19 protein-coding genes are annotated in these 21,444 nt (G+C 55.5%); 8 read left to right on the forward strand and 11 right to left on the reverse strand.

Annotation, left to right across the window (positions count from 1 at the left end):
• Window positions 1–24 precede the first annotated feature (24 nt).
• The 4 genes from deoC to deoD all read left to right on the forward strand — a co-directional run bounded on the left by deoC (window position 25) and on the right by deoD (window position 4,287).
• Window positions 25–804: a deoxyribose-phosphate aldolase gene (deoC, locus tag F8561_RS23050; protein WP_226778119.1), complete on the forward strand. Its 780-nt coding sequence runs from the start codon at window positions 25–27 to the stop codon at window positions 802–804.
• Window positions 805–860: 56 nt separating this feature from the next.
• A complete protein-coding gene (gene deoA / locus F8561_RS23055; RefSeq protein WP_014168528.1) occupies window positions 861–2,183 on the forward strand; it encodes a thymidine phosphorylase in 1,323 nt (440 codons plus the stop codon).
• A gap of 53 nt (window positions 2,184–2,236) precedes the next feature.
• Entirely contained in the window at window positions 2,237–3,460 is a 1,224-nt protein-coding gene (gene deoB / locus F8561_RS23060) for a phosphopentomutase (protein ID WP_020885280.1), read from the forward strand.
• A gap of 104 nt (window positions 3,461–3,564) precedes the next feature.
• A complete protein-coding gene (deoD, locus tag F8561_RS23065; protein ID WP_013095492.1) occupies window positions 3,565–4,287 on the forward strand; it encodes a purine-nucleoside phosphorylase in 723 nt (240 codons plus the stop codon).
• Window positions 4,288–4,333: 46 nt separating this feature from the next.
• Here deoD and F8561_RS23070 read toward each other — a convergent pair whose 3' ends face one another.
• The 9 genes from F8561_RS23070 to F8561_RS23110 all read right to left on the reverse strand — a co-directional run bounded on the left by F8561_RS23070 (window position 4,334) and on the right by F8561_RS23110 (window position 13,679).
• Window positions 4,334–5,038, reverse strand: a complete 705-nt coding sequence (locus tag F8561_RS23070; protein ID WP_025205508.1) for a DUF1120 domain-containing protein — start codon at window positions 5,036–5,038, stop codon at window positions 4,334–4,336.
• Window positions 5,039–5,155: 117 nt separating this feature from the next.
• Complete coding sequence (locus F8561_RS23075; protein WP_127350138.1) at window positions 5,156–5,725, reverse strand: hypothetical protein; 570 nt, start codon at window positions 5,723–5,725, stop codon at window positions 5,156–5,158.
• Window positions 5,722–8,136, reverse strand: a complete 2,415-nt coding sequence (locus F8561_RS23080; protein WP_151888014.1) for a fimbrial biogenesis usher protein — start codon at window positions 8,134–8,136, stop codon at window positions 5,722–5,724. Before F8561_RS23080 ends, F8561_RS23075 begins: the two co-directional genes overlap by 4 nt.
• Before the next feature lie 15 nt (window positions 8,137–8,151).
• Window positions 8,152–8,856 carry a fimbria/pilus chaperone family protein gene (locus F8561_RS23085; protein WP_044867940.1) on the reverse strand — a complete coding sequence of 235 codons (705 nt, stop codon included), beginning with the start codon at window positions 8,854–8,856 and terminating at the stop codon, window positions 8,152–8,154.
• A gap of 71 nt (window positions 8,857–8,927) precedes the next feature.
• Window positions 8,928–9,644, reverse strand: coding sequence for a DUF1120 domain-containing protein (locus tag F8561_RS23090; protein ID WP_014168534.1), 717 nt, complete (start codon window positions 9,642–9,644; stop codon window positions 8,928–8,930).
• Window positions 9,645–9,895: 251 nt separating this feature from the next.
• On the reverse strand, window positions 9,896–10,606 hold the full coding sequence (locus tag F8561_RS23095) for a DUF1120 domain-containing protein (RefSeq protein ID WP_014168535.1): 711 nt from the start codon (window positions 10,604–10,606) through the stop codon (window positions 9,896–9,898).
• Between the two features lie 271 nt (window positions 10,607–10,877).
• The gene (locus F8561_RS23100) at window positions 10,878–11,570 is read right to left on the reverse strand and encodes a DUF1120 domain-containing protein (RefSeq protein WP_113656601.1); all 693 of its coding nucleotides are present in this window, start codon (window positions 11,568–11,570) and stop codon (window positions 10,878–10,880) included.
• Between the two features lie 408 nt (window positions 11,571–11,978).
• Complete coding sequence (gene lplA / locus F8561_RS23105) at window positions 11,979–12,995, reverse strand: lipoate--protein ligase LplA (protein ID WP_073397141.1); 1,017 nt, start codon at window positions 12,993–12,995, stop codon at window positions 11,979–11,981.
• Window positions 12,996–13,034: 39 nt separating this feature from the next.
• A complete protein-coding gene (locus tag F8561_RS23110; protein WP_020885273.1) occupies window positions 13,035–13,679 on the reverse strand; it encodes a YtjB family periplasmic protein in 645 nt (214 codons plus the stop codon).
• A 117-nt stretch (window positions 13,680–13,796) separates the two neighbouring features.
• Between F8561_RS23110 and serB the strand changes: the two genes are divergently transcribed.
• The 3 genes from serB to nadR are packed head-to-tail and all read left to right on the forward strand — an operon-like array spanning window position 13,797 to window position 17,430.
• Window positions 13,797–14,765 carry a phosphoserine phosphatase gene (gene serB, locus F8561_RS23115; RefSeq protein WP_020885272.1) on the forward strand — a complete coding sequence of 323 codons (969 nt, stop codon included), beginning with the start codon at window positions 13,797–13,799 and terminating at the stop codon, window positions 14,763–14,765.
• A gap of 11 nt (window positions 14,766–14,776) precedes the next feature.
• Window positions 14,777–16,162 (forward strand): DNA repair protein RadA, encoded by a 1,386-nt coding sequence (radA, locus tag F8561_RS23120; protein ID WP_014168542.1) that lies wholly within the window; start codon window positions 14,777–14,779, stop codon window positions 16,160–16,162.
• Window positions 16,163–16,197: 35 nt separating this feature from the next.
• Window positions 16,198–17,430, forward strand: a complete 1,233-nt coding sequence (nadR, locus tag F8561_RS23125; protein ID WP_014168543.1) for a multifunctional transcriptional regulator/nicotinamide-nucleotide adenylyltransferase/ribosylnicotinamide kinase NadR — start codon at window positions 16,198–16,200, stop codon at window positions 17,428–17,430.
• 59 nt (window positions 17,431–17,489) lie between these two features.
• Here the strand turns inward: nadR and F8561_RS23130 are convergent, their stop codons facing one another.
• Complete coding sequence (locus tag F8561_RS23130) at window positions 17,490–18,491, reverse strand: zinc-binding alcohol dehydrogenase family protein (RefSeq protein WP_151888015.1); 1,002 nt, start codon at window positions 18,489–18,491, stop codon at window positions 17,490–17,492.
• A 108-nt stretch (window positions 18,492–18,599) separates the two neighbouring features.
• On the opposite strand from F8561_RS23130, the gene F8561_RS23135 reads away from it, so the two are divergent.
• Window positions 18,600–19,499, forward strand: coding sequence for a LysR family transcriptional regulator (locus F8561_RS23135; protein WP_014168545.1), 900 nt, complete (start codon window positions 18,600–18,602; stop codon window positions 19,497–19,499).
• A gap of 67 nt (window positions 19,500–19,566) precedes the next feature.
• Here F8561_RS23135 and ettA read toward each other — a convergent pair whose 3' ends face one another.
• Complete coding sequence (ettA, locus tag F8561_RS23140) at window positions 19,567–21,234, reverse strand: energy-dependent translational throttle protein EttA (RefSeq protein WP_151888016.1); 1,668 nt, start codon at window positions 21,232–21,234, stop codon at window positions 19,567–19,569.
• Between the last annotated feature and the right edge of the window lie 210 nt (window positions 21,235–21,444).

A 21,444-nucleotide genomic window follows, 5' to 3' on the forward strand; every position in this document is an offset into this window, starting at 1 on the left:
ACGGCGATGCCGTTGGAGAATGTTATGACCGATTTAACTGCAAGCAGCCTGCGCGCGTTGAAACTGATGGACCTGACCACCCTGAATGATGACGACACCAATGAGAAAGTCATCGCCCTGTGCCATCAGGCGAAAACGCCCGTCGGGAACACTGCAGCCGTCTGTATCTACCCGCGCTTTATCCCCATTGCCCGTAAGACGCTGAAAGAGCAGGGCACGTCGGATGTACGCATTGCAACCGTGACTAACTTCCCGCACGGCAATGACGACATCGAGATTGCGCTGGCGGAAACCCGCGCGGCCATCGCGTACGGCGCTGACGAAGTGGACGTGGTATTCCCGTACCGTGCGCTGATCGCCGGTAACGAGCAGGTTGGTTTTGACCTGGTGAAAGCGTGTAAAGACGCTTGTGCAGCGGCAAACGTGCTGCTGAAAGTGATCATCGAAACCGGTGAGCTGAAAGAAGAAGCGCTGATCCGTAAAGCGTCCGAAATCTCCATCAACGCGGGTGCGGATTTCATCAAAACCTCTACCGGTAAAGTGCCGGTGAACGCAACGCCGGAAAGCGCGCGCATCATGATGGAAGTGATCCGTGATATGGGCGTGGAAAAGACCGTGGGCTTCAAACCTGCAGGCGGCGTGCGCACGGCTGAAGATGCGCAGCAGTTCCTGGCGATTGCCGATGAACTGTTTGGCCCGGCGTGGGCGGATTCCCGTCATTATCGCTTTGGTGCATCCAGCCTGCTGGCGAGCCTGCTGAAAGCGCTGGGTCACGGCGACGGTAAGAGCGCAAGCAGCTACTGATTTTTATCCTGCGGCGGGCTATCCGCCGCATTTAACCTGTTTTCTCGGGGGTTACCGTGTTTCTCGCACAAGAAATTATTCGTAAAAAACGTGATGGTCATGCATTAAGCGACGAAGAGATCCGCTTCTTTATCAATGGCATTCGTGATAACACCATCTCTGAAGGGCAGATTGCTGCTCTGGCGATGACCATTTTCTTCCACGATATGTCGATGCCTGAGCGTGTATCGCTGACCATGGCGATGCGAGATTCAGGAACCGTTCTGGACTGGAAAAGCCTTAACCTCAACGGCCCGATTGTGGATAAACACTCAACCGGCGGTGTAGGTGACGTGACGTCGCTGATGCTGGGCCCAATGGTGGCGGCCTGTGGTGGTTATATCCCCATGATCTCCGGGCGTGGCCTGGGACATACCGGCGGTACGCTGGACAAACTGGAAGCCATCCCGGGCTTCGATATCTTCCCGGATGACCATCGCTTCCGCGACATTATTAAAGACGTTGGTGTGGCGATTATCGGCCAGACCAGCTCTCTTGCTCCTGCAGACAAGCGCTTCTACGCGACCCGCGATATCACCGCGACCGTTGACTCTATTCCCCTGATTACCGCCTCTATCCTCGCCAAGAAACTGGCGGAAGGCCTGGATGCGCTGGTCATGGATGTGAAAGTGGGCAGCGGCGCCTTTATGCCGACCTATGAGCTTTCCGCGGCGCTGGCAGAAGCCATTGTGGGCGTCTCCAACGGAGCGGGCGTGCGTACTACCGCCCTGCTGACGGACATGAACCAGGTGCTGGCGTCCAGCGCAGGCAACGCCGTGGAAGTGCGTGAAGCCGTGCAGTTCCTCACCGGTGAATACCGGAACCCGCGTCTGCTTGATGTCACCATGGCCCTGTGCGTGGAGATGCTGATCTCCGGCAAGCTCGCCAGCGATGATGCCGACGCACGCGCCAAACTTCAGGCGGTGCTGGATAACGGCAAAGCGGCAGAGATCTTCGGCCGCATGGTAGCGGCGCAGAAAGGCCCGACCGACTTCGTGGAACACTACGCGAAATACCTGCCAACGGCGACGCTCAGCAAAGCGGTCTACGCCGATACCGAAGGCTTTGTCTCGGCGATGGATACGCGCGCGCTCGGCATGGCGGTCGTGTCGATGGGCGGCGGTCGTCGTCAGGCCTCGGACACCATTGATTACAGCGTCGGCTTTACCGATATGGCGCGTCTGGGTGACAGCGTCGATGGTCAACGTCCGCTGGCCGTGATCCACGCGAAAGATGAAGCCAGCTGGCAGGAAGCAGCGAAGGCGGTGAAAGCGGCCATTACGCTTGATGATAAAGCACCGCAAAGCACACCGACTGTCTATCGCCGTATCACCGAATAGCGGTATACTGATCTGATCGATAATTTTTGAAGCACTACGTACGGAGAACAATTATGAAACGTGCATTTATTATGGTGCTGGACTCATTCGGCATCGGCGCAACCGAAGATGCAGAACGTTTTGGTGACGTGGGTTCCGATACCATGGGTCACATCGCTGAAGCCTGTGCGAAAGGCGAAGCGGACAACGGTCGTAAAGGCCCTCTGACTCTGCCAAACCTGACCCGTCTGGGTCTGGTGAAAGCCCATGAAGGCTCTACCGGTAAAATTGCAGCCGGTATGGACGGCAATGCGGAAGTGGTAGGCGCGTACGCCTGGGCGCACGAGCTCTCTTCCGGTAAAGATACCCCGTCTGGCCACTGGGAAATCGCCGGCGTGCCGGTTCTCTTCGACTGGGGTTACTTCTCCGATCACGAGAACAGCTTCCCGCAGGAGCTGCTGGACAAGCTGGTTAAGCGTGCCAATCTGCCGGGTTACCTCGGTAACTGTCACTCTTCCGGTACCGTGATTCTGGACGAACTCGGTGAAGAGCACATGAAAACCGGCAAGCCGATTTTCTACACCTCTGCCGACTCCGTGTTCCAGATTGCCTGCCACGAAGAGACCTTTGGCCTGGATAAGCTTTACGAGCTGTGCGAAATCGCACGTGAAGAGCTGACCGAAGGCGGCTATAACATCGGTCGCGTGATTGCACGTCCGTTTATCGGTGATAAAGCGGGTAACTTCCAGCGCACCGGTAACCGTCATGACCTGGCCGTTGAGCCACCGGCACCGACCGTACTGCAGAAGCTGGTTGATGAGAAAGACGGCCACGTGGTGTCCGTGGGGAAAATTGCAGACATCTATGCCAACTGCGGTATCACCAAAAAAGTGAAAGCCACCGGTCTGGATGCGCTGTTTGACGCCACCATCAAAGAGATGAAAGAAGCGGGTGACAAGACTATCGTCTTCACCAACTTCGTGGACTTCGACTCCTCCTGGGGCCACCGTCGTGACGTGGCCGGTTATGCCGCGGGCCTGGAACTGTTTGACCGCCGTCTGCCGGAGCTGATGGAGCTGGTGGGTGAAGATGACATTCTGATCCTGACCGCCGACCACGGCTGCGACCCAACCTGGACCGGTACCGACCACACGCGCGAGCACATTCCTGTGCTGGTGTACGGCCCGAAAGTGAAACCTGGCTCACTGGGCCACCGTGAAACCTTCGCCGATATCGGTCAGACTATTGCGAAATACTTTGGTACGTCCGACATGGAATATGGCAAGGCCATGTTCTAAACACATCCGGGCGTATCCCCTCTCCCTTCGCGAGAGGGAGAACACCATGCAGGCCGGGCAGGCGCCGCCGCCACCCGGCAAAAACACGATAAAAGGAACTGAAGATGGCAACTCCTCACATTAATGCCGAAATGGGTGATTTCGCTGACGTCGTATTGATGCCGGGCGACCCGCTGCGCGCGAAGCACATTGCAGAAACTTTCCTCGAAGACGTGCGTGAAGTGAACAACGTTCGCGGCATGCTGGGCTTCACCGGTACGTACAAAGGCCGCAAAATCTCCGTGATGGGTCACGGTATGGGTATCCCATCCTGCTCCATCTACACCAAAGAGCTGATCACCGATTTCGGCGTGAAGAAAATCATTCGCGTAGGCTCCTGCGGTGCAGTACGTATGGACGTTAAGCTGCGTGATGTGGTTATCGGCATGGGCGCGTGCACGGACTCTAAAGTTAACCGTATGCGTTTCAAAGACCATGACTTTGCCGCCATCGCTGACTTCGGCATGGTGCGTAACGCGGTTGACGCCGCAAAAGCGCTGGGCGTAGACGCACGCGTGGGTAACCTGTTCTCTGCTGACCTGTTCTATGCACCAGACGGCGGCGAGATGTTCGACGTGATGGAAAAGTACGGCATCCTGGGTGTGGAAATGGAAGCGGCAGGGATCTACGGTGTCGCGGCTGAGTTTGGCGCGAAAGCACTGACTATCTGCACCGTGTCTGACCATATCCGTACGCACGAGCAGACGACCGCTGCTGAGCGTCAGACCACCTTCAACGACATGATCAAAATCGCGCTGGAATCCGTTCTGCTGGGCGACAAAGAGTAATGTTGTACTGCCGGGCGGCGTCCGCTGCCCGGCATGCTCTTCCCGGTTACAAATACACCACGCTGATGGTCGCCTGACCGTCAAACTCCGTATCTTCCGTTAAAGACAGATTCTTCAGATTCTCGACCGCCAGCGACACGTTCAGCGGGAAAGAGACGCTGGTGACCGCCATCGGGTCGTTTTTTCCCGCCGGTGCAACGCTCATCAGACCCAAATCTTTATTGGCGATGGTACCACCGTTGGCTTTCTGCCAGCGGCTCACGCCCGCTCCCGCGGTCACGGCCGTACGGATAGGCTCAGCGTTATTGCCGTTCGCCGTCACATCGCCTGGCGTGGTGTAGATGGAGTACGCGCCGATGTTTTTACCATCGTGCGTTTTGCCCAGCCCAAAGGTGCTCATCGCACCGCGAAGTTCACCGCCGTTAGCATTGGCGTTTTTCACCTTCAGGTTACTGCTGCTGCCCGTGCTGGCGTTGGAATCGGTACGGTTATCCGCAATGCTCCAGCCCACCTTTGTTGGCGTAGGGCAGTTGATCGTCAGCATCACCCCTTTTTCGCCCAGCTGCGTAGCCTGGGTTTGCGACAAATCGCCAATATGAATCCTGCCAAAATCGATCACGCCATTATTGCTCAGCTCCGGTACACACGAGGCACCGGCAAGCGAGGCTTTGACTTTCAGCACGGCGGTATCGCCCGCGTGTGCGGATGTGGCCGCCAGGGCCAGCGCGACAACGAGTAAACATTTTTTCATTGTTAATCCTTAACATAAATAAAAAGCATGACATTGCGGGGTATTAACCCGTCAGTATTTGTAACGGTAGTGCTTTTCTACGCTTCACGCAGGCAGGTACCTGACGCGTGAATGGGGTTATTCCTGTGTTAATAATTCCCAGGCCATATTGCTCTCAAGAAGGGTATTGTCAGCAACATGACGAAGCTGGCTGTTATTAATGACGGGAACAATCTTAAGGGTGAAGCTCATGTGTTTACCCCGCACCGGCGCGGCATTTTGCCGGGCAACGAGACCTTCATTATTTTTGATAAACGCGCGTTGCGTCGGGCTGGAGGAGGGCGTAAAACCGATACGGTCCGTCGTTTTCGCCAGCGTGCAGGCATGCCCGTCAACTACCATATTGTCGGCAATAATGGCCAGTCGCCCGTCCTGACCAAAGAGAACCCCCCCGTTGACGCCGGCAGTGGACTGCAGAAACAAGGCCATCACTCTCGGCTCCGGGCAGAAGACGTTGGCCGTGATTTCTTTGGCCGGCATCCGGTTCCAGTTCTTCTGCGAGGCGGCGATATCCGACGGTTTGAGTTTTCCAAACGAGACAACAGGCTGCGAAAACGTAACCTGACACTCTTCACTGGACGCGCGTGCGGAGAAGAGCAAAATCATGCTGGCAAACGCCGCGAATAAAAGGGAATAACAGGTTTTCACTGGCACATTCCTTCTGCTTTTTCGTAATAGGACTCGGTATTTTTGTCTTCGCTGAGCGAATACGTGATGTGGCAAATTTTTGCCATGTTGTCGTCCACCACATACAGGGCGGGCGCATCCGTGGCGTCGGGAATAAACACGCTGCCGTTATCCATTACGCTCACGATATAACGGCTGTCTTTATCCACCACGCTAAGCCCTCTGGCGAGCCATGACCCGTCAGGGCGTTTCACGCTCAGCATTAGACGACGCGTGTTCAGCACGTGGAAATCCACCTGCGCGAATGAGCCGTAAGCTGCAGAAACGGTCTGTATCCCGTTCGATAAATCCATTCCCTGTGGCAGGGAGCTGGCATCAATGACAATCTGAGAGGTTTGCCACTCGCGCAGACCCGGCACCACGGCTTGTCCCCACGCATCGGTCCAGACGGTTCCATCGGGCGTGGTGATTTGAATACCGCTTTCCGGCTCGCTTAATCGCGCAATGCCAAAGGTGTCTTTAAGCGGGTAGGGTGCAAACGTAATGCCATGACCATGCAGGGCGATGCCGCCGCTGAGGGAGGTGCTGTAATTATGCTGGTTCCCGTCATTCAGCCCTGCGGCCATGCCCAGCTGTGTGTAGTGCAGGTTGGTGCTGACATTGCCGTTAAACGACTGGGTCTTGTCCTGATTGTCGCGATCGACCGAGAGGTTGTAATTGGTGTTTTGACCCCACGATCCGCTGTCCTGAATACCGAGGTTTTGTTTTTCACCCTGGCTGCGCATATAGGTACTGATGCGCTCAGTGCCAAACGGAATGACCAGATTAAGATAGAGCAGGTCGCCATCACGTGTGCCGCCCTTCTCCGTCTCACTGCTGCTGAGGGCGTGCTGCCAGTTCACTGAGAGCGACGTGTGCCCCAGACTCTTGCCCCAGGAGACCATCAGGTAGCGGGAGCTACTGCTCTCTTCATCGCCAGCATTCTCGCTGTACTGGAAAGAAAGCGAGCCAACCCATGCGTTGTTCCAGTTGAGGCTGGTATTCCAGGCGCTTTGATAGCGCTGGGATTCAGCGTCCATCGCCTCGTTTAACTCCCGGTAGCCGGTGCTGTAAGTTGATGCGCTGACCCCAAGCGTGAGTTGCTCGGGCAGGGAAAGGTGACTTTGCAATTCTATCTTGCGGCCATTTTGTTGACCGTAGAACTGCGCGCGGCTCATCTGAACGCTGGGAGAAAGGAGCCAGTACTCGGCTGGCGACCATTCCAGCATCGCCCCGAGGGCCTGATACTGCTCTGCCAGCACGCCCGCCGTGACGCCGGTGAGCTGGGGCGTAAACCGGGTTCCGTCAGAAAAATTAAATACCCAGGGCGACCCTTGTTCATCCCCGGTATCGCGAACTTTACCCAACGAGACGCTGAGCCCTTCAGTGCGCGTCATCCCGCTCACGTTCAGTGAGGAGGAGGGAACCGTAAACGTCGTGGTGGAACCGTCGGTTTCGACCACGCTGATGTCCAAATCCACGTTGCCACGCACCACCGGGACATCGGTCAGAGTAAACGGACCGGCATTCACCAGCGAAGAGTAGATAACCTGCCCGGACTGACGAACGTCAACGCGCGCCTGGTTGGTGCGGGCGATGCCGGAAATGGTCGTCGCCGGAATATTCGGTTGCAGGCCCGTTTCCGGCATGAACTGTACGCCATTAATTTGTGCGCCACTGAACAGCGCCGAGTTGACGTTAATCTGCCCCGCCTGAATGCGAAGTTTCCGTTCTTCGAAGACGTGTTCCGCGTAGGTATAGAGATTCTCTGTGCTGCGGGTTCCGTTATCGTCGGTCAGGATAAAGTTGCTGCGCAGCGTCCAGTTCGCCACGTTGAGACCGGCGCCAATATTGCCCTGGGAAAAGGTACTGTTTCCGCCGCTGCCGTACTCGTTGTAGTTGCTGAACGCACTGTAATTGATAAGACCCGCCGCACCGCCGTGCGCGTAGTATTTCGCGGCATAAAAACCATTGTCCATCGCCTCTGCGGGAACATAAATCTCAAGCGACTCCGCGTTGGGCAGCAGCGTGACGGTGGCCGTCGGGTAATCTTGCAGAAGATTATGGCAGGGCTCTTTTGCATCGATATTCAGCGGAAGAAGACCTGCCGCACGGGTAAAGTCATCATCCAGACACAGTTGCCCTTCCTCTCCCACGCGGATCGCAAGCGTGCCTTTATCGACGCCGTTAATTTTTACCTGCACGGCATGCGGCCCCGGCAGGTATCGCTGGGCCTGGGAGAAGTAGTGGGCGAGGTTGGTGCTGATACCGCGGGTCGCCAGAATATCGGTATTAAAATCCATACCGGCCGCCGATACCGACTGGGCGGGCAATGTCAAAGCCCCCAGTATGGCGGCGCGAAGCGTCTGATTACGCAAAGAGAACTCAATCACCAAAACATCCCTGTCTTACTGGCGCGTCAGGGAAGCGGTAAAGCTCTCAACTTCAATCCCGTAGCGGCTGGCCGGATTGAACTCAATGGCGTTATCGGTGCCGTTAACCGGGGTGTCGGTCTGCACCGTCATGGTCTCTCCCGGCAGGATAAACGTCTTGTTGACCAGACCTTCCGTATGCGAAGGCAGTAAGGTGACAGAGGTGGAGAAACGGACCACGTAGGCGGACGGATTCTGCACCTTGACCTCTTTCCCGGTGACTGACCAGGTCAGTAATTTCCAGGCGTCGGTGACCACCGGCAGATCTTTGGGATGGATCAGGACCGGTAAATCCTGACGCAGGTTGATCCCGACCTTCACGTTTTTATCCGTGCTTTTGGGCGGAATACCTTCGAACACCACGCGTTTGTACTGTTCAACGCTAAGCGGTTTGTCGGTTTCAAGAATAAAGCGAACCTGTTGCTCCTGGCCTGGCTCAAGGCGCACTACCGGTTGGGTGACGTTGAGTTTTACCCCCTGGTCGCCCCCGATATCCCGGATGGAGGTGTAAAGCAGGGTGGGAATGCTGTCGGTGTTTTTCACGCTCATGACGCCGCCGTGGTTCGCTTCGTCAATCAGCAGCAGGGTGGTTTCAGGCACCATTCCGGCGGCAAAAAGCGAAGCCGGAAGGGCGAGGCACAGTGAGCAGATCAAACGTGTTGATGTGTGGATCGTAGACATAGTGGGTTTCATTCGCTGGTCAGGAAAAAAACTCCCCATGTAACTGGAGAGTTTTGCGTCAGGGGGCTGGATTAGAGGTAAACCAGGGTGATCGTTGACTGGCCTTCAAGCTCGGTTTTGTCGGTCAGGGTCAGCTTGTCGCTTGGGGCTACGGCCAGCGCAATCTTCAGCGGGAATGCCGCGCTCATGAAGGCTAAAGGTGCACGCTGGCCGCTTTTGGAAACGGTCATGACGTCGGTGCCATCGTTGGAGAGGATGCCGCTGGTCCACATGTTCATCCAGCTTCTGCTGCTGATCGTGCCGCCGGTATACAGGGTAGCCGCGATAGGCTGTACCGCCGCGCCGTCTGCGGTAACGGAGGTCAGGTAGGTAGAAATGGCATACGCACCGATGTTCTCGCCGGCGCTGGTTTTACCTACGCCGTTCAGTTGGCTGGAGCCAGAAGCCTGGCCACCGTTTGCGGTAGCGTTATCCACGTGGAATTGGTTGGCTGGCAGGCTGGCACCGGCGTTGGAATCCGCGCGATCGTCGTGAAGCGTCCAGCCCACGCGTGTGGCGGACTGGCACTTGATGGTCAGGGTGACATCTTTATGGCCTGCCTGATATGGCACGCTGGAGGAGAGGGAGTCCAGACCGATTTCACCGAAGTTGGCCAGACCCCCGTTGCTGATTTCCGGCACGCAGCCTGCGCTGGTCAGTGAGCCCTGTACTTTGAGCATGGCGGTCGGTTCTGCGCAAACGGCTGTTGCCGCCATGGATAGCACGGTGGCAAGAAGAAGCTTTTTCATTGTTATTCCTTAACCTGAAAGAGAGTGACTAAAAAAGATATTTTTAGTCCGCAAAGTGCTTGCATGAATACACGTGTTAAATAACAAGCGCCGCTGATTCTATTAATGATTCACAGAATGCAATAATTAGATTTTCTAACGAGCACATTGAGATTTTATTAAGTCATTACAATCAGATATGAATGGATTTATATTCTGCTTTAAAACGGCGGGATATCCCGCCGGAGAAAAGAAAACATGACCTTAACGTATCAGAGATAAACCAGCGTAATGGTGGTTTCGCCGCTCAGTTGAGCTTCATCGGTCGTGGTCAGGCGATCGGTATTCACAATGGCCATCGAGACTTTAAACGGGAAGACGACGTTGGTAATCGCCAGCGGAGAAGATTTGCCTGGGGTGGTCGCCGTCATAATTTCTGCGTTACCGTTGGCAATAATACCGGTACTCAGGTTACGCCACATGTATTCGCCATTGCTGTTGACGTACGCCGGGGCATAAATGGCCTGAGCCGGAAGACCATTGGCGGTAACTTCATTCACGCGCGTTGCGATGGCATACGCCCCAATCTTTTCGCCCGCAGCCGTGGTGCCAACGCCATAGGTGGTGCCAGCGCCCCAGGCATCACCTCCGTTATCCGCCGCATCGCGGATGTAGAACTGGCTGGACGTCAGGTCATTTGCCGCATTGGTATCTTCTTTATTGTCCGCGATGCTCCAGGCCACTTTGGTCGCTGAAGGGCAGTTAATGGTTAACGACATGTCCTTTTGACCCATCTGATTCGTCTGGGTAGGAGAAAGTTGATCCAGGGCGATGGTGCCAAAATCGATAGAACCGCCATTGCTTAATTCAGGCGTACAGGACGCATTATTCATTTTGCCTTTCACCTTCATCACAACGGTAGAGTCGGCGAGCGCAGCGTGCGAAGCCACGGCAATCAGAGTGGCGAGAAGAAGTTTTTTCACTGTTATTCCTTAACCAAAAAGTGGACATTTTCTTATGTGCGTGTAATTAACGTATTGATTCACAAGCGCGGGAATTCTATTAATGGTCAGAGTTATTTGTGAAATGAGAAATTCTACACTCGGTTGTGAGTTTAATTAAGGGCTGTAAATACAATCATGTATGTATTTACGTCTTGCGAATAATATGATGGATGCAGTATGAATAAAGGAATAAAAAACGGCGAATTAAATTCGCCGTCAGAGATACGTTATCGCCTGAGCGATAATTTAATTAGAGGTATTTCAGCGTAATGGTCGCCTGACCATCCAGTTCGGTATCTTCGGTAATGCTCAGTCTGTTGGTATTCCTGATTGCCATGGAGACTTTCATTGGGAATACGGCTTCGGTAAAGGCCATCGGCACGAGTTCACCCGGTTTGGCGACGGACATGGTTTCGTAGTCATCCAGAACAAGACGACCCGTCGTATTTTTATTCCATTTAGTCAGATTAGTGCCTCCCGCGGTAATCGCATCAGCAGGTGCGCCGTCTACCGTGACATATGGCAGGTTGGTATACACTGCCCATCCGCCAATCTTCTGGCCCTCTTTGGTAAAACCTAAACCGCTTGTGTACTGAGGGCTGAATGTCGAGCTGCCATCAACGGCAGAATCATCGACTTCAATATAATGGCCATCAGCCAGACTGTCTTTGCGGTTGTCGTACATTGTCCAGCCGACTTTGGTCGCAGAATTACAGGTAATTGTCATGGTGATATCACGCTGGCCGAGCTGGTTATCCTCAGTCGCGCTCAGTGAGCCCATTGATATTTTGCCATAATCTACTGCACCGCCGTTGCTCATTGTAGGAGTACATGACGCGTTGGTCAGTTTGCCTTTCACTTTCATGACGGCGGTGTTAGCCGCATGGGCTGCGGTCATGGACGTTGCCGCAGCGATGGCCGCGACAAGAAGAATTTTTTTCATTGTTGTTCCTTAACGAAGAGAAATTATAGAGCTGTCGACTAGTAATGTAATCAATAGGTTTTATATATGGGTATAACCACGGGCGGTAGTATATTGTGGCTGCTCTAAATGGTGTATTTAGAATTTCTAAACGGGCAGTAATGAAAATATAAAAGCATAGATGGTGTGAATATTTTCACGCATTTTACGGGAATATTTCCGCTTTTATTGTTCAATTTATTATTGAAAGTTATTAGCGGTTTTCGTAAGGCCGGGAAGCATTCAATGCCCTTCCCGACGATAATATAATATTTTTTAATAAGATGGGGCAGGCTGGATCCCTGAAGCCTGCTTAAAAAATAAGAATAAGAGGTTATCGCGTAAACAGGTTACATCACTCACCCGGCGAAGCACGCCGGGCAACATAGTTTAGCGTACGGCCTGCGAAAGCCAGGCAGAAAGCTCGCCCAGCTCGATTGCCTGATCGGGGAACTCGCCACGTAACGCCTCACATGTCAGCTGCACCGTGTCGGCACGATACAGGCAGCCCTGTAAGCGGCTGGCCAGCGCCTCCAGAGGCGCAGGGTTCAGGCTGTCCGTAAAGACCTGTGCCCGGGTAATGTGGCCTTTTTCCACGTCAAAATGAAGCTCCACGCCGCCCCAGGTGAAGCGCTCGTCCAGCAGGTGCGAGAAGGCCGGCGCCTGACCAAAGTTCCACTCCCAGCTGCTCTGACGGGCAAAGGTTTCCGCAAAGTTTGGCAGGTCAGGGGTGTTATCCGGGGAGATCACTTCGGCTTCGACCCGCTCGCCGTAGTGAGCGAAAAACGCTTCGCGGATGGCATCGCAGATCTGTTCATGGGTGATGCCCGGCAGTAATTCGGTCAGGTTGGCGACGCGGCCTCGCACGGAGGTGATACCTTTGGCCTGCAGCTTTTTCTTATCGGGATTAAGGTAATTCGCAAGACGGCTGAGGTCGGCGTTCAGCAACAATGTACCGTGATGGAACCCCCGGTCCAGGGTTTCACGGTAGGCGGAGCCGGAGACTTTGCGATCCCCGTCGGGGGTTTTGACGACCAGATCGTTGCGGCCTGACGCTTCGGCAGTCACGCCCAGCGATGTCAGGGCGTTAAGCACAATCGCGGTGGAAATGGTTTTATCGTATTCAGGTTTGCCCGCCATAAAGGTAAAGCAGGTATTGCCGAGGTCGTGAAATACCGCGCCGCCGCCGCTGCTGCGTCGCGCCAGGCGGACGTTATCCTCTTCCATACGCCGGGTATTACACTCTTTCCAGGGATTCTGCGCACGGCCAATCACCACCGTATCGGCGTTGCGCCATAAAAATAACACCCGTTGAGTGGCTGGCATCTGACGGAAGATGCACTCTTCTACCGCGAGATTGAACCAGGGATCGTGAGAGTCAGAGATAAGCAGGCGTAACGTCGTCATGGCAAAGTTCCTTTTCCGAATCGTAAGCCTACTTTATCACTATTCTTTCTTATCGCCCTCGTCCTCTTCGGGCACCGATTTACTGGCGGTCAGGAGGAAAGGCGATTGCTGCCAGCGGGTGCGTTTACCCTGCAGCAGCGTGCGTGCCAGCACCACACCGATGGCCAACGAGAGCAGCAGCATCAGGCGCAAAATATTGGTGGTGTTGTCCACCTGTTTTGCTTCGGTGGGCAGGGTGTGGGTGTCGAGCGTCAGCCGCAAATACCCGAGCGGACCATTTTTCCCCTGCACGGGTTCGACGATCTGCTGATTGAAATAGCCGCCGGCTTTTTTGCCGTCCAGCGCCAGCCTGTCACGGACGTCAACGTGCTCACCGGCACGGGCGATCAAGTCGCCCTGTTCGTCGTAGACACCAGCATCAAGAATGCGGCTGTTTTCGGTTAACTGGCGTAATATCTGACCTATGCGCTTCTCGTCCGGCGTTTCGGTGCGCATCGCCGGGGCGATGTTGAGCGTGACCTGACGCGCCAGAGTACGCGCCAGTTCCTCAAACTGCGGGTTACGTTGCCGCTGGTGATTCTGGCTGAACCACGATGCTCCTTGCATCAGCGCGACCAAGAGTGCGAGACATATCAGGACAATCACGGCACGATGAAGTCGGAATTTCAGTTTTGCGCGAGCCATATTCCACCTGCTGAAAATTTACGGCTTAATGTTGCCAGAAGTGATGGTTACAAGGTAGCCTCATGCGTTATTTTCCCTCTGGAACCTTCCGGCGCGAACGAATTCACAGGAGCTTCAATGCCGAACATTACCTGGTGCGACCTGCCTACGGATGTCTCTTTATGGCCAGGATTGCCGCTCTCTTTAAGTGGTGATGAGGTGATGCCTCTGGATTACCACGCTGGCCGTAGCGGCTGGCTGCTGTACGGACGCGGCCTGGACAAACAACGCCTGACCCAATATCAAACCAAACTGGGTGCAGCGATGGTCATCGTTGCTGCCTGGTGCGTAGAGGATTATCAGGTCATCCGCCTGGCAGGTTCCCTGACGCAGCGCGCGACCCGTCTGGCGCATGATGCCGGCCTGGACGTGGCGCCTCTCGGCAAAATTCCACACCTGAAAACGCCGGGTCTGCTGGTGATGGACATGGATTCCACCGCCATCCAGATCGAGTGCATCGACGAGATCGCCAGGCTTGCCGGCAGCGGCGAGCTGGTGGCCGATGTGACCGAACGCGCGATGCGCGGCGAGCTGGATTTCACCGCCAGTCTGAGACAGCGCGTGGCGACCCTGAAAGGGGCGGACGCGAACATCCTGCGCCAGGTGCGTGATGAGCTGCCGTTAATGCCGGGGCTGACGCAGCTGGTGCTGAAGTTAGAAACGCTGGGCTGGAAAGTGGCTATCGCCTCGGGCGGGTTTACCTTCTTCGCCGACTACCTTCGTGACACGTTGCGCCTGACCACCGTGGTGGCGAATGAGCTGGAAATCATGGACGGCAAGCTGACCGGCCAGGTGATCGGCGATATCGTGGATGCCCAGTACAAAGCCAATACCCTGACCCGTCTGGCGGAAAAATATGAAATTCCTGTCGTCCAGACCGTTGCCATCGGTGATGGCGCGAACGACCTGCCGATGATCAAAGCGGCAGGCCTTGGCATTGCCTACCATGCCAAGCCTAAAGTGAATGAAAAGACGGAAGTCACCATCCGTCATGCTGACCTGATGGGGGTGTTCTGCATTCTCTCCGGCAGCGTGAATCAGAAATAACGAGGTAAACCGTGGCGAAAGCTCCAAAACGCGCATTTGTCTGTAATGAATGTGGTGCGGATTATCCGCGCTGGCAGGGGCAATGTAGCGCCTGTCATGCCTGGAACACCATCACCGAAGTGCGTGGTGTGGCGGCTTCGCCGAGCGTGGCCCGCAATGAACGCCTGAGCGGTTATGCCGGCAACGCCGGTGTCGCGAAAGTGCAAAAGCTCTCGGATATCAGCCTCGAAGAGCTGCCACGTTTCTCGACCGGCTTCAAAGAGTTTGACCGTGTGCTCGGCGGGGGAGTGGTGCCGGGCAGTGCGATCCTGATCGGCGGTAACCCGGGAGCGGGTAAATCAACACTGCTGTTGCAAACGCTCTGCAAGCTCGCCGAACAGATGAAAACCCTGTACGTCACCGGTGAAGAGTCCCTGCAGCAGGTGGCGATGCGTGCGCACCGTCTTGGCCTGCCAACCGGCAACCTCAACATGCTTTCGGAAACCAGCATCGAGCAAATCTGCATGATTGCCGAAGAAGAGCAGCCGAAGCTGATGGTTATCGACTCCATTCAGGTGATGCACATGGCGGATATCCAGTCTTCACCGGGGAGCGTGGCGCAGGTGCGTGAAACCGCCGCCTATCTCACGCGCTTTGCCAAAACGCGCGGTGTGGCGATTGTGATGGTCGGCCACGTCACGAAAGATGGCTCGCTGGCGGGGCCGAAAGTGCTGGAGCACTGTATCGACTGCTCCGTCATGCTCGACGGCGATGCCGATTCCCGTTTCCGTACGTTGCGCAGCCACAAAAACCGTTTTGGTGCGGTGAACGAGTTGGGCGTGTTTGCCATGACCGAGCAGGGGCTGCGTGAAGTCAGCAACCCGTCTGCCATCTTCCTCAGCCGGGGCGATGAAGTGACCTCCGGTAGCTCGGTGATGGTGCTCTGGGAAGGGACGCGTCCGCTGCTCGTGGAAATTCAGGCGCTGGTGGATCACTCAATGATGGGTAACCCACGGCGTGTGGCCGTTGGCCTGGAACAAAACCGCCTGGCGATCCTGTTGGCCGTACTGCACCGCCACGGCGGCCTGCAGATGGCGGATCAGGACGTGTTCGTCAACGTGGTCGGCGGGGTCAAAGTCACTGAGACCAGTGCGGATCTGGCGCTGCTGCTGGCAATGGTCTCCAGCCTGCGTGACAGACCGCTGCCCCAGGACCTGGTGGTGTTTGGTGAAGTGGGTCTGGCCGGGGAGATACGCCCGGTGCCAAGCGGCCAGGAGCGCATCTCCGAGGCGGCGAAGCACGGCTTTCGCCGCGCCATTGTGCCCGCCGCCAACGTGCCGAAAAAAATCCCGGAAGGGATGCAGGTCTTTGGCGTGAAGAAACTCGCAGATGCGTTAAATGTCTTTGACGACTTATAATTACGTATTCGATTTTGCAGGAGGCACCGTAATTTATGTCATCATTTGACTACATCAAGACCGCAATCCGCCAGAAAGGCTGCACGCTGCAGCAGGTGGCGGATGCCAGCGGCATGACCAAAGGCTACCTGAGCCAACTGCTGAACGCCAAAATCAAAAGCCCCAGCGCACAAAAGCTGGAAGCGTTGCACCGCTTTCTGGGGCTTGAATTCCCGCGTATGCAAAAGAACGTCGGCGTGGTATTTGGCAAGTTTTACCCGCTGCATACCGGGCACATCTATCTGATCCAGCGTGCCTGTAGCCAGGTGGACGAGCTGCATATCATCATGGGTTACGATGAAACCCGCGACCGTCAGCTGTTCGAGGACAGCGCCATGTCGCAGCAGCCAACCGTGCCGGATCGCCTGCGCTGGCTGCTGCAGACCTTTAAGTACCAGAAAAACATTCGTATTCATGCTTTTAATGAAGAGGGCATGGAGCCGTATCCGCACGGCTGGGATGTGTGGAGCAATGGCGTCAAAGCGTTCATGGACGAAAAGGGGATCACCCCGAACTGGATCTACACCTCTGAAGAGTCCGATGCGCCGCAGTTCCGCGAGCATCTGGGCATTGAAACCGTGCTGATCGATCCAAAGCGTACCTTTATGAACATCAGCGGGGCGCTGATCCGCGAAAACCCGTTCCGCTACTGGGATTACATCCCAACCGAGGTAAAACCGTTCTTTGTGCGCACCGTTGCGATTCTGGGCGGCGAGTCGAGCGGGAAATCGACGCTGGTCAACAAGCTGGCCAACATCTTTAACACCACCAGTGCGTGGGAGTACGGGCGTGATTACGTCTTCTCACATCTGGGCGGTGACGAGATGGCGTTGCAGTACTCCGACTATGATAAAATCGCGCTCGGTCATGCGCAGTACATTGATTTCGCGGTGAAATACGCCAATAAAGTGGCCTTCATTGATACCGATTTCGTCACCACCCAGGCGTTTTGCAAAAAATACGAGGGACGCGAGCATCCGTTTGTGCAGGCGCTGATAGACGAATACCGTTTTGACCTGGTGATTTTGCTCGAAAACAACACCCCGTGGGTTGCCGACGGGATCCGCAGCCTCGGCAGTTCCGTCGACAGAAAAGAGTTCCAGAGCATGCTCATCGACATGCTGCACGAAAATAACGTGGAGTTTGTGCATGTGGAGGAGTCAGATTACGACAGCCGTTTCCTGCGCTGCGTAGAGCTGGTGAAAGAGATGATGGGGGAGCAGGGGTAATTCCCTCATCCTAACCCTCTCCTGACGGAGAGGGCCGGTGTGAGGGGGGAACCCCCCCCTCAATACTCAACCACCACTTTGCCGCGCATATGCCCGTCCAGCACTTTTCGGTGCGCTTCGGTGATGCTTTCGACGCTCAGCCCGTGCAGCGTTTCGCTCAGTGAGCTTTCCACCACGCCGTTATCCACCAGCTTCGCAACCTCGTTTAAGATCTCGCCCTGACGCGCCATGTCGGCGGTCTGGTACATGCTGCGGGTGTACATAAACTCCCAGTGCAGCGCGGCAGATTTGGATTTCAGTTTATCCTGGTTCAGCGGGTGTGCGTTCTCAACGATGGAGCAGATATGCCCCTGTGGTGCGATCAGTTCACTGACGGCATCCCAGTGGCCGTCGGTATCATTGAGAATGAAAATGTAATCCACAAACGTCAGGCCCTGTTTAGCCAGTTCACCTTTCAGGTCACGGTAATTCACCACGTGATCGGCACCGCGATCGCGACACCACTGAGCAGAATCTTCCCGCGAGGCGGTCGCGACGATCTTCACGTTGCTGCGATGTTTCGCAAACGGGATCGCCAGCGATCCTACGCCGCCCGCGCCGCCAATAATGAGCAGCGTTTTGTCCGGGCCGGCATCCTGGATATTCAGCCGTTCAAACAATCCTTCCCAGGCGGTGAGGGCGGTTAACGGCAAGGCGGCTGCGGCTGCCCAGCCGAGGCTTACCGGCTTATGCCCGACAATGCGCGCATCGATCAGCTGATGGGTGGTATTGCTGCCCGGGCGGGTAATATCGCCCGCGTACCACACTTCATCCCCCGGTTTAAAACCGCTAACGCCTGCACCCACGGCTTTCACAATGCCGCTGGCGTCCCAGCCGAGAACGCGTGGTTCTGTCAGGCCGCTTCTGACGATGCCCGCGTGAACTTTGGTATCGACCGGGTTGATGGAAACGGCTTTTACCTCAACCAGCAGATCGTGCTCGCCGGGCTGCGGCATCGGTTGGGTAATATCAATGAAATCAGCAGGACTGTCTGGATTAACGGCAATGGCTTTAACTGACATGGTGAGCTCCTTTATGGAAAGCGTGTTGTTGAGACTAGTCTATTAAGTGCTCAGTCGCGTGATAAGATGGACAATTGAGAACGAAGTGTTCGTACAGGATGAACAATCATGTTTAAACAGCTTCAGGATATGGCGCTGTTTGCGCTGGTGGCAGAGCTGGGCAGTTTTACCGCGGCGGCACAGAAAGCTGAGCTGCCGAAATCCAGCGTCAGTCAGCGAATCAGCCAGCTTGAGCAGCAGGTGGGGATCCGCTTGCTCAATCGTACTACGCGCAGGCTGAACCTGACGTTCGCCGGCGAGCACTATCTGGTTCACTGCCGCGAGATGCTGGCGGCAAGTGAACGGGCGGAGTACGCCATTCAGCGGCTGCGTGAAAACCCCAGCGGTCGACTGCGCATCACCTGCCCGGCCGGGATCGGCGCGACGCTGCTGGCGCATTTGAATGCGGAGTTCCAGCTCCGCTATCCGGACGTTTCGCTTGACGTGTCCATTTCTGACGACGTGCTCGACCTGGTCGAGTCAGGTTTTGACGTGGCGCTGCGTACCGGTAAGCCGCAGGACTCCTCTCTGATTGGCCGTATGATCGGTCATTGCCCGCGTTATATGCTGGCCTCACCGACTTACCTGGCGCGCCGGGAGCCGCTGACGCATCCCCGGCAGCTGGTGGAACACCGCTGTATTACCCACAAGGCGTGGTCTGAATGGCTGCTGCAAAGCGAAAGTGAGGATTACCGTTATCTGCCGGATAACGCCCATCTGACGGATAATCTGGTGTATGCGCGCGAATGTGCCATCGCCGGCGCCGGGATCACGCTGCTTCCCGCTTTTTTGCTTGAGGATAAGGTTGAAAAGGGCGCGCTGGTGAAGGTGCTGCCGGAGTGGAACGTCGAGGGGAACGATTTGTGGCTGGCTTACCCGAGCCGCAAGCTGAACTCGCCGGCGCTGATGCGTTATATCGACTTTGCGATGCAGTGTGATGAGGTGAAGCGGTTTTACGTGGGGGGGTGAACGGTGCGTCACTCACAGGGTGTAGGAACAAACAAAAAAAACGGCAACTGACGTTGCCGTTTTACATTTATTTCGCGATACGTTTGTACTTAATACGTTTCGGCTCCAGCGCATCCGCGCCCAGCGTACGTTTCTTGTACTCTTCGTATTCGGTGAAGTTACCTTCGAAGAACTCCACTTTACCTTCGTCCTGGTAGTCCAGGATGTGGGTTGCGATACGGTCAAGGAACCAACGGTCGTGCGAGATAACCATTGCACAGCCCGGGAACTCCAGCAGGGCGTTTTCGAGCGCGCGCAGGGTTTCAATGTCCAGGTCGTTGGTCGGTTCATCGAGCAGCAGCACGTTACCGCCAACCTGCAGCAGTTTGGCCAGGTGCAGACGACCACGTTCACCACCGGAGAGCTCGCCCACGCGTTTACCCTGGTCGGTACCTTTGAAGTTAAAGCGGCCAACGTAAGCGCGGCTTGGCATTTCGGTGTTACCGATACGCATGATATCCAGGCCGCCGGAGACTTCTTCCCACACGGTTTTGCTGTTATCCATGGCGTCACGGAACTGGTCAACGGAAGCCAGTTTCACGGTTTCACCCAGAGTGATTGAACCACTGTCTGGCTGTTCCTGACCTGACATCATGCGGAACAGGGTGGATTTACCCGCGCCGTTCGGACCGATGATCCCCACGATGGCACCTTTCGGTACGGAGAAGGTCAGGTCGTCAATCAGCAGGCGATCGCCATAAGACTTACGCAGATTGATGACTTCAACCACTTTATCCCCCAGACGTGCGCCAGGCGGAATAAACAGTTCGTTGGTCTCGTTACGTTTCTGGTATTCGGTGTTGTTCAGCTCTTCAAAGCGTGCCAGACGGGCTTTGCCCTTAGACTGACGGCCTTTAGCGCCCTGACGAACCCATTCCAGCTCTTTCTCGATAGACTTACGACGCGCGGCTTCCTGAGAGGCTTCCTGCGCCAGACGCTGGTCTTTTTGCTCCAGCCAGGAGGAGTAGTTGCCTTCCCATGGAATGCCTTCACCACGGTCAAGCTCCAGGATCCAGCCTGCAACGTTGTCGAGGAAGTAACGGTCGTGGGTGATCGCCACAACGGTGCCTTCGAAGTCGTGCAGGAAACGCTCCAGCCATGCCACGGATTCCGCATCCAGGTGGTTGGTCGGTTCGTCGAGCAGCAGCATGTCTGGCTTTTCCAGCAGCAGACGGCACAGCGCCACGCGGCGGCGTTCACCCCCGGAGAGGTTCGCGATTTTCGCATCCCAGTCTGGCAGACGCAGGGCGTCAGCGGCGCGCTCGAGCTGCACGTTCAGGTTGTGGCCGTCATGCGCCTGGATAATCTCTTCAAACTTGCCTTGCTGAGCGGCCAGTTTATCGAAGTCCGCATCCGGTTCAGCGTATTTGGCATACACCTCATCCAGACCTTTCAGTGCGTTAACGACGTCAGAAACCGCCTCTTCAACGGATTCACGAACGGTGTGTTCCGGGTTGAGCTGAGGCTCCTGCGGCAGGTAGCCAATTTTGATGCCAGGCTGCGGACGGGCTTCACCTTCGATATCTGTATCGATGCCGGCCATGATGCGCAGCAGGGTGGACTTACCGGCACCGTTGAGACCCAGAACACCGATTTTTGCGCCCGGGAAGAAGCTCAGCGAGATATTTTTAAGAATATGACGTTTCGGCGGGACAACTTTGCCGACACGATGCATGGTATAAACGAATTGAGCCACGTTGGACTTCGCCTCTTTTATCGTGATGAGAAAGAATATCAGCCTCGAAGTGTAGCCTTTTTCCCGTCCTAATCCCAGCCAGGAACGTCGGGAGTGTTAAAACGCGCAAGAAAGGTAAAAAAGTGTCCGCGACGTGGCGCGTTGCAGGATGCCTGGTTAGCATAAGTTAATTAGACTTTGACGTGGCAAGACGCTGCAATTGACGAAAAA

The sequence above is a fragment of the Enterobacter sp. 198 genome, from assembly GCF_009025585.1.
In the GTDB taxonomy this organism is placed as follows: domain Bacteria; phylum Pseudomonadota; class Gammaproteobacteria; order Enterobacterales; family Enterobacteriaceae; genus Enterobacter; species Enterobacter ludwigii.

Bases quoted from the DNA above. Each gene is read 5' to 3' on its own strand.
- nadR (WP_014168543.1), top strand. From the start codon at position 16,198: ATGTCATCATTTGACTACATCAAGACCGCAATCCGCCAGAAAGGCTGC.
- F8561_RS23110 (WP_020885273.1), bottom strand. From the start codon at position 13,679: ATGGCTCGCGCAAAACTGAAATTCCGACTTCATCGTGCCGTGATTGTC.
- F8561_RS23100 (WP_113656601.1), bottom strand. From the start codon at position 11,570: ATGAAAAAAATTCTTCTTGTCGCGGCCATCGCTGCGGCAACGTCCATG.
- serB (WP_020885272.1), top strand. From the start codon at position 13,797: ATGCCGAACATTACCTGGTGCGACCTGCCTACGGATGTCTCTTTATGG.
- F8561_RS23135 (WP_014168545.1), top strand. From the start codon at position 18,600: ATGTTTAAACAGCTTCAGGATATGGCGCTGTTTGCGCTGGTGGCAGAG.
- deoC (WP_226778119.1), top strand. From the start codon at position 25: ATGACCGATTTAACTGCAAGCAGCCTGCGCGCGTTGAAACTGATGGAC.
- lplA (WP_073397141.1), bottom strand. From the start codon at position 12,995: ATGACGACGTTACGCCTGCTTATCTCTGACTCTCACGATCCCTGGTTC.
- deoD (WP_013095492.1), top strand. From the start codon at position 3,565: ATGGCAACTCCTCACATTAATGCCGAAATGGGTGATTTCGCTGACGTC.
- deoB (WP_020885280.1), top strand. From the start codon at position 2,237: ATGAAACGTGCATTTATTATGGTGCTGGACTCATTCGGCATCGGCGCA.
- F8561_RS23130 (WP_151888015.1), bottom strand. From the start codon at position 18,491: ATGTCAGTTAAAGCCATTGCCGTTAATCCAGACAGTCCTGCTGATTTC.
- F8561_RS23085 (WP_044867940.1), bottom strand. From the start codon at position 8,856: ATGTCTACGATCCACACATCAACACGTTTGATCTGCTCACTGTGCCTC.
- F8561_RS23090 (WP_014168534.1), bottom strand. From the start codon at position 9,644: ATGAAAAAGCTTCTTCTTGCCACCGTGCTATCCATGGCGGCAACAGCC.
- F8561_RS23070 (WP_025205508.1), bottom strand. From the start codon at position 5,038: ATGAAAAAATGTTTACTCGTTGTCGCGCTGGCCCTGGCGGCCACATCC.